Genomic DNA, 8,735 nt, shown 5'->3' with positions numbered 1-8,735 from the left:
CTTTTCTACCCCGCCTTGTATAGCGGCTGCTTACATCTGTTGCCGCTACAAGCAGACGGTTTCCCTCCGCAAAAGGTGAATCCACATAAAGATCGTAATCCGATGCTGCTGTATCACTGAGCATTTCCTTGTAGTACTGCACCGGGAGAAGCGTTGCAGAGAAAAATACGGCTCCGCATCCCTTTGCCAGACGTTCTCCCAGATCTTTGGAAGGATCCACACAAAAAATCTTGATTTCAAAGCTGTCCTCACTTCGAAGCGCATAGATCAAATAGCGGTCATCCGACCGGTCAAAGGCACATATAAAGCGTCGAATGTCAAAGTAAAATTCCATCAGAACTTCCCTGAGTGGCGCAGTAACGCCCTCCTTCAGTGTTTCCTCCAGCTGCTCACTGAGCTTCGTCAGGTAAACGATCAGACTGCCGATATTCCCCATCAGCTGGCAGGACTCGTCTGAAGACTCCCGAAGCGCAGACATGGCCAATATCGAACGATCCATATAAGTGACCAGTCGCCGGTCCACAGCTTTATCTTCCACTGCGTGACGGGCATGGGTCAATTCAGTCATTGACATCACGGCACTGTACATTTCCCTGGCACGATCCACCAGATTGTGTGCCTCATCGATCAGAAAAAGATAGTCCCCGCTTCTGTCACTGAAAAAACGTTTGAGCGCCACATTCGGGTCAAACACATAATTATAATCACCAATGACCGCATCCGCGAATAAAGCCGCATCCAACTGAAGCTCAAAGGGACAAACCTGATGTTTGTCGGCATAAGCCAGGATGCACTCCCTGGTCATCCGGTCTTCATGGGTGACCAGATCATAAAGGGCTTCATTAATTCTGTCATAATGCCCCTTTGCCCTTGGACAGTACTCCGGACTGCACTGAACTTTATCCAGCACGCAGATTTTCTCCTTTGCCGTCAGGGTGATCACCTTCATGGCAAGTCCCTTATCCTGAAGAAGTCCGAATGTATCTTCCGCAACAGTCCTGGCAATAGTCCTCGCCGTCAAATAGAAAATTGTCTCTGACAACCCATTTCCCATCGCCTGAACAGCCGGATAAATGGCAGAAATCGTCTTGCCGGTACCTGTCGGTGCTTCTACAAAAAGCCGCCGATGTCTCAGAATCGTCTGATAAACGCCTGAGACGAGCTTTTTCTGACTCTCTCTGTACTCAAAAGGAAAACTGCCGGCACCAATAGAAAGATTTCTTTTTTTAATCCAGGCTATCTGATGACGCACCCAGACCGCAAATCTGTCTATCAGTTCAGTATACCATACTTCCAGCTCATTTCGTGTCATTTTTTCCTTGAATCGCTGAACTTTTCCCGTCTTCAAATGCACATACGTCATCTGGACCTGTATTTCCTCTAAATCCTCTTTTTCTGCATAAAAAAAGGCATAGCACTTTGCCTGTGCCAGATGGACGGACACAGGCTCTGTGATATACCTTAAATTTCTATAAGTACCTTTGATCTCATCAATTGTCACAACTTCTTTCAGTCCCAGCTCGCCGCTTTCATCCGCTGCCATCTCAGTTTCTGTTATGACACCATCGGCACGTCCCTCAACAGTAATCGCCAGCGTCTCATCCATTTCTGTCGTATGCTTCAGAGACACCTCTGCCCTGTAAGAAGGCCCGGCCTCTTTTTGAAGTTTTCGATGCATCAGGCCACCCTGCTGCATTGCATCCATTTCTCCAAACGCGCCGGAAACGGTATCAATGTCTCCCGATCTGAGAATAAACTCCACAAGCCGGCGAACGGAAACGGTGACTGTTTTTTGTGACATTTTGTTTCTCCTTTTTAGACGCTACATTTAATTTATCGATTCATATATTCCTTTAGGAACGCAAATAATGCTTCCATCTGTTCATCAGTTCCAATGGTGACTCGCAGGTAATTGTTGATGCGAGGTTTATCGAAGTAGCGGACATAGATATCTTTTTCGCGAAGGGCTGCAAAGAGTTCTTTGGCCGGATAGTCCGGATGAGTGACGAAAATAAAGTTGGCACCCGGTTCCGGATAAGTAAATCCAAGATCTGTAAATGCCTGTTTGGCTTTTTCCCTGGTTGCTCTGATCTTCGCAGTGCATGCTTTGAAGTAAACATCATCTCTGACAGCTTCTACACCGAGAGCCAGTGCAGTTTGACTCATTGTATAGGAATTGAAGGAGTACTTTACATCATTCATGGCCTTGATCAGCTCAGGATGACCGATGGCATAACCGATTCTCATTCCCGCCATGGAACGTGACTTTGAAAATGTCTGCACGATCAGCAGATTTTCGTAGTCATCCAACAGACTCAGGGCACTTTCGCCGGCAAAATCTATATATGCTTCATCAACAATGACAATCACATCCTGATTGTGGTCCAGAATCTCTCGGATCACAGATAAGTCCTCATAGTGGGAGGTCGGTGCATTCGGATTCGGGAAAATCACACCGCCGTTGGCCGGATAATAATCCTGCGGACAGATGGAAAAATCCTCTTTCAGTGGCTTTGTCTCATACGGCACTTTAAAAAGATCCGCCCATACCGGATAAAAAGAATAAGTAATATCCGGGAAAAAGATCGGCTTATCTGAATTAAAAAATGTCATAAAGGCAATGGCCAGCACATCATCAGAGCCCACACCGGTAAATACCTGGTCTTTTCCTACATGATAATAATCTGCCAGTGCGCCCACCAGAGTTCCCGCTGTCGGATCTGGGTAAAGTCTCAATCTGTCTTCATCAAAATGATCCAATACATCCCGCACACCCGGTGCCGGAGGGTATGGATTCTCATTCGTGTTCAGTTTGATCATATTCGGTCTGTTCGGCTGTTCTCCCGGTGTATAGGGTACAACTGAACGAATTTTATCCTGCCATGCTTTCATCTCGGTCACCTCTTCCTCTATCTCATTGCCTTGCATGCTTCTGCCAGTCTCTCAAAAGCCGGGAAAGAACGCTTGATCATCTCAGGGGATACACAATAAGCCAGACGCACATAGCCCGGGCATCCAAAACTTGAGGCATCCACCATCAGAATATGCTGTTTCTTGCCTTCTTCTACAAAAGCGGCATAATCTTCAATCGGTGATTTCACAAAAAGATAAAAGGCCCCCTGTGGCTTCAGACATTCAAAGCCAAGCGCTGTCAGATGCTCATAGAGCATCTTTCTGTTCTGATCGTAAACTTCAATCTGAGGGCGCTCATTCAGGCACTCTTTGATGACAAGCTGCATCAGGGATGGGGCATTCACGCTACCGATTCTGTTCGTTGTAATCAGTCCGGCTTTTACTTCTTCATAATAATCCATCTTCGGTGAAACAGCGATATAGCCAATACGCTCTCCCGGAAGAGAAAGTGATTTGCTAAAAGAGTAAACAATCAGACAGTTTTTGACATGGGCCGGCATAAACGGCAGCTCGTTATCATCATAAACAAGCTCTCTGTATGGTTCATCTGAAATCACATACAGCGGATGCCCGATGCGCGCTTCGGCCCGCTCCAGTTCCTTCTGAAGCTGATCCAGAGTGTCTCCTGAATAGATGACGCCGGTTGGATTATTCGGATTATTGACAATAATCAGCTTCGTCTTCTCCGTGATCACTGCATCCAATCCGTCAATATTAATCTGGAAGGTCTCTGTGTCTGCCGGCACTGCCTTTAAAACACCACCTGCGGTGATGACATAGTTCCTGTATTCGCCAAAGAAAGGTGCAAAGACGACCACTTCATCACCGCTGTCCAGAAAAAGATTCAGAATATCATTGATACCGGAAGCAGCGCCGACTGTCATAATGATATCTTCCATTTTATATTGCCACTGGAAACGCTCATTCAGATTGTCCGCCACAGCCTGTCTGACTTCCTCGTAGCCGGAATTGCTCATATAGCCATGCACAAAAAGCGGATCCTCTGTATCCAGGATTTTGATAATCGACGATTTGACAGCGTCCGGTGCCGGAACACTTGGATTGCCCAGGCTGTAATCATAGACATTCTCAGTGCCCACCTTTTTGGCCATTTCCTTGCCTTCTTCGAATAATTTACGGATAATAGAGCTTCCTGCAACAAGCGGCTCCATTCTTTTTGCAATAACCATGATAATTTCCTCCATCCAGTCTTGTTGCCGCCACCACTTTAATTCGGCGCACAACTAAATTAAATCGTCTTTTATCATATCAAATAATATGCATAAGTACAAGTCTATCTCTTTTGAAAATCCGGTTTCAACGCAGCCATCAATGCATAAACAGTCGGATCAGGAAATCAAAGACTTTGTTATACGGCTGATAGCGCATCGGAAGATCCATCCATGTCTTCTTGTCGACAATGCTCTTATAATGACTGAACGTATCGAAACCGGTCTTGCCATGGTAAGACCCCATGCCGCTCTCCCCAAAACCGCCGAAGCCCATCTCACTTGTCGCCAGGTGAATCACCGTATCATTGATACAGCCACCGCCAAAGCCGCAATTTGTCATCACACGATCGGCATTGGCCTTGCTCTCCGTAAACATATACAAGGCGAGCGGATGCTCTCTGCGATTGGTCTGGCTGATCACCGCATCCAGTGAATGGAACGTCATCACCGGCAGAATCGGTCCGAATATTTCTTCCTGCATCACGGCATCTTCAAATGTCACTTGATCCATGATCGTCGGTGCAATCTGAAGGAGTGTGCTATCACACTCGCCGCCTGCGACAACCTTCGTCGGATCGATCAGTCCAATCAGACGTCTGAAATGCTTCTCATTGACAATGCGGCCGTAATCGGCATTCGCCAGCGGATCGTCTCCAAACTGCTTCCTGATCTGTTTCTTCATCTCGTCAACAAGTGCATCCTTAACCGAAGCCGCGCAGTACACATAATCCGGTGCCACACAGGTCTGACCGCAGTTCAGATATTTGCCAAAGACAATACGTCTGGCCGCCAGCTTTATATTGGCTGTCTCGTCAACGATACACGGGCTTTTGCCTCCGAGCTCCAATGTCACCGGTGTCAGATGCTTCGCCGCATGTGCCATCACTTCTTTACCTACTGCCTGACTGCCCGTAAAAAAGATATAATCAAACTTTTCCTTTAACAGCCACTGATTCTCTTTACGTCCGCCGTTCACAACCACAACGTATTTTTGAGGCAGACATTCCGATATGATCTTCGCCATGATCTCACTCGTAAAAGGCGAGTAGGCACTCGGTTTGACAATCGCTGTATTGCCAGCTGCCAGCGCATCCACAAGTGGCTCCATCGTCAGAAGAAACGGATAATTCCACGGACTCATGATCAGCGTCACCCCATATGGCGACGGCTTTCTGAAGCTTCTGGACGCGAACTGGGCCAGCGGTGTCCGCACAGTCTGATTCTTGCCAAACTGCCGCATATGCTTGAGCATATAGCTGATCTCTGCCAGCACCATGCCGGTTTCACACATATACGCTTCCGATGCGCTTTTACCGAGATCCAGTCTGAGTGCCCGATTAATCTCATCCTCATGTGCCATAATGCTGATCTGCAGCCGTCTAAGCGCCATCTCACGAAATGCCATATGCTGCGTTTTTCCTGTATAAAAAAACCTGCGTTGTCTATTGACCAATTTTCTGATTTCTCTCTGCTCCATCCCAAATTCCCCCCTTACGCACCTCTGTTTCTGTAAAAACACGCTCAGCGCATGTATGTTTCATTCTTTTTTACTGAATCTGACGGATTGCATCCTCTGTCAAATCCTGAAACGGAATGTTTTCTTCCTTACCGACATTCTCACTGACCCATTGATCAAAAGCATCCCTGTCGAGCGGCTCACCGGTTTCACTGCCATCCGGTGCCTCCAGGTAATACACAATGCCATCACCGTCTTTGTCTGCATCATCCGGGAAGGCTTCCCCGTTATAATTGACATCAGATAAAGATTTGTCCCAGGCATCGACAAAGTACTCGGCCCGGTAGCTGTCATTGGCCGCATCATAAGTATAAAACGTATACGGCCAGAACTCACCGGCATAGCCCTGATTATGTGAAATACCGGCTCCGATCGTTGCATTGTCATAAAATGTCAGCATCGGGAACTGCGAAAGTTCCTCATACAATTCACCGCTTGCTTCATCGTAATCATAAATCTTCGCTGTCATTGACGCCATGCTTGTTGCCGTATAGCAGAAAACAAGCTCTTCTCTGCCGTCATGATCAACATCGTAAACAGCAAATTTGTTGCCTGACATCTCACCACTGATGTCATCTCTCAATTCTGATCCGTCCGGCAAAATACGATTCTGATAAATATTTTCCAATGCTGCCTGATAGGCTTTGATTCTTGATGCACGGTCTGCCTGCACCGTCGTCTCTGTCTCGGCCACTTCAGCTGTCTCCACCTGAGAGGCCGCAACTGTTTCTGTCATTGTTGCCGGTGCCGTACTTTCCACGGTCTCCTTCTGACCTGCACCACAGCCTGCCAGACTTACTATCACCAATGCTGTCATTATCCCTGTTATTACTCTCTTTTTCATTTTTCTATTTCCTCCCCGGGTTATTGATAATCAAACCTGCCGTCATTTTTTTCTTCAAGTGCCTTGATGATATCCAGTGCCAATGCATTGTATGGCGTCGGAATTCCCAACTGCTTTCCAAGTCGGACGAGCACTCCCGAAAACATATCCACTTCTGTATGCCGCTTTGCATCCAGATCCTGAAGTGTTGAGAAGCGGGCTTTCGGCGAAACCGTCCTGCCGTCAAAGCTCGCCGCCTTTTCCTCCCGGATATCGATGCCGACGGCCAGTGCCACTGCCACTACCTCGTCCTTTAATTTTGTACTGATATCCATCACATACGCACTGTCTCTGTAACCGCCCAGACCGCATCCAATGATAGCCTGCGGCAGATTCATACTGATATTCAGGGCATATTTCGCCCATATTTTTTTGAGGATATCTTCTGAAATATGGAATCGCACACCGGAATCATTGAAAAGATTCTCGATTGCCGCAACACGCCACGACAGGCTGCCGTCCGCCTCCCCAAAATAAACCCCCTCCGTCACTTCCGGATTAAAACGGACGCAATGGCCGGTGCGCTCGGATGCGATTTTGATCATCGAATACATCATATGCTGCATGCCGATCCGGTGACCAATGATTTCTTCACTGTCAACACCGTTCATCACACTCATCACGATCGTCTCATCATCAACGATCTGTTCAATGGCATCCAGACTTCCTTCAAGACTGCCGTATTTGACAGCTACAATCAGAAGATCGGCACCTTTAGCCTCCTGAGGTGTTTTTACGCAAAGTGACAGCTGACGATCGTTGATTGTCAGACCTTCCTTTTTCAGCCGCTCTTTTCTGCTGCCTTCTGCGATAATCCAGAGGTTTTCACCAAGCTTTGGCGCAAGGCCCGCAATTAAATAGCAGCCCACTGCACCGGCACCAAGAACAGCCACTGTCTGAATCCTTTTATTTAAATGCTCCATCTCATTGTCCTGTTGATTTGAAATAATCATATTTTTCTTTACCCTCCTGTCACTTCATATGGATGTCGTCTCTTTGATATTATGTTACTTTCTGGCTTTCCGAACCAGCTTTCGGATTAGAACGATCACAAGCACAATGATGACAACAACAATCAGACAGATCATGATAATGATCGCAGAGAACTTGTTCGGATGCTTCACAAGATCTATGATATTTTTACTGTCATCCACCACCTTACGCCCGTGTATCGCCGCATAATACTCAGGTACATTGGCAATGCCATCCCCATCCGTATCATCAAAAGACTGCATATATCTGGCAATCGCGTCCCAGGCCTTTAACTCTCTGTCACCTTCCATAATTGCGTAATCTTCCAGATTTTCAATCGGATGACCATCCTTGTCCTTTGGCTGAAGCGACAATAACCCGTACGACAGATCCATGACGGATCCAAGCATTTGTCCGGTATATAAATCTGTCACAACATGATACAGCTGATCATCCTGGATTTCGATTCTTTCCCCGTCTTTGCGCGTCAGATAACAGTCCGTCACTTTATTTAAAATCATTCGATTCGGATTGTAAGTAAAATTCAAACCACTGCAATATAACCGCGCTGTTGTCATAAAATCAGAAACGGAAGCATCCACTTCTGCTGCCAGTCTCAGCTCTTTTCCCGTCAGATAAGCGTCAATCAGCGGATATCCGGGTACACCGTCTTTGCCGATACCTAATGAAAATGAATTGAAAATATCTTCAACTGTCAGGTTGCCCTTTGTATAAGTGTCTCGCACCGTACCACTTGGAACAACGGCTACATCTACCGGATCGCCATCAAAATACTCTGAATTTTCGACAGCATAAATATACGCATCGGACATGATATCACCGAGATTCAGCTCCTCATGCTTTGTCCCCATTTCATCCAGACTGTTGAATTCCACCGCATTCTCTGCAAGCACTTCTTCTCTTGTATAACCAAAATCAGCAAGGTAGTTCGTATCCACCGTATCCATTAATGCATTGATTCTTTCCTGCGTTGCCTGATCCGGCTCAACATCCGAAGACACCGGAATCAACGTATAATCTGTCAGCTCCCATCGGCCGTCCGCTTTCTGTGTCATCGACAGGGAACCGAGATTTCTTCCGTATTCACCACAGGAAACAACGTATGTATCGCCATGGCAAATGGCTGTTTTCAGCTCCGTATGCGAATGTCCACTGATGATCAGATCTATATCCGGCACTGCTTTTGCGAGGATTTCAT

At 46.8% G+C, this 8,735-nt stretch carries 7 protein-coding genes; all 7 read right to left on the bottom strand.

The genetic code is table 11. From position 1 onward, the window contains the following. Positions 1-1,801: ATP-dependent DNA helicase (locus WMO25_RS10605; protein WP_349085311.1), on the bottom strand; the 1,801-nt coding region annotated here is incomplete at its 3' end. Positions 1,802-1,833: 32 nt separating this feature from the next. Beyond that, entirely contained in the window at positions 1,834-2,892 is a 1,059-nt protein-coding gene (gene hisC, locus WMO25_RS10600; protein WP_349085312.1) for a histidinol-phosphate transaminase, read from the bottom strand. Positions 2,893-2,909: 17 nt separating this feature from the next. Further along, a complete protein-coding gene (locus WMO25_RS10595; protein ID WP_349085309.1) occupies positions 2,910-4,103 on the bottom strand; it encodes a pyridoxal phosphate-dependent aminotransferase in 1,194 nt (397 codons plus the stop codon). Positions 4,104-4,242: 139 nt separating this feature from the next. Further along, positions 4,243-5,622, bottom strand: coding sequence for an aldehyde dehydrogenase (locus tag WMO25_RS10590; protein WP_349085307.1), 1,380 nt, complete (start codon positions 5,620-5,622; stop codon positions 4,243-4,245). Positions 5,623-5,692: 70 nt separating this feature from the next. Beyond that, a complete protein-coding gene (locus WMO25_RS10585) occupies positions 5,693-6,505 on the bottom strand; it encodes a hypothetical protein (protein WP_349085306.1) in 813 nt (270 codons plus the stop codon). A 20-nt stretch (positions 6,506-6,525) separates the two neighbouring features. Continuing rightward, positions 6,526-7,497, bottom strand: coding sequence for a ketopantoate reductase family protein (locus WMO25_RS10580; RefSeq protein WP_349085305.1), 972 nt, complete (start codon positions 7,495-7,497; stop codon positions 6,526-6,528). Positions 7,498-7,551: 54 nt separating this feature from the next. Beyond that, a partial coding sequence (locus tag WMO25_RS10575) for a 5'-nucleotidase C-terminal domain-containing protein (RefSeq protein WP_349085303.1) occupies positions 7,552-8,735 on the bottom strand: 1,184 nt, incomplete at its 5' end.

It is taken from the genome of Coprococcus intestinihominis (assembly GCF_040096555.1).
GTDB lineage: Bacteria > Bacillota > Clostridia > Lachnospirales > Lachnospiraceae > Coprococcus_A > Coprococcus_A intestinihominis.
The sequence above is the reverse complement of the archived record's forward strand: the minus strand, read 5'-3'. Positions and strand labels throughout refer to the sequence as shown.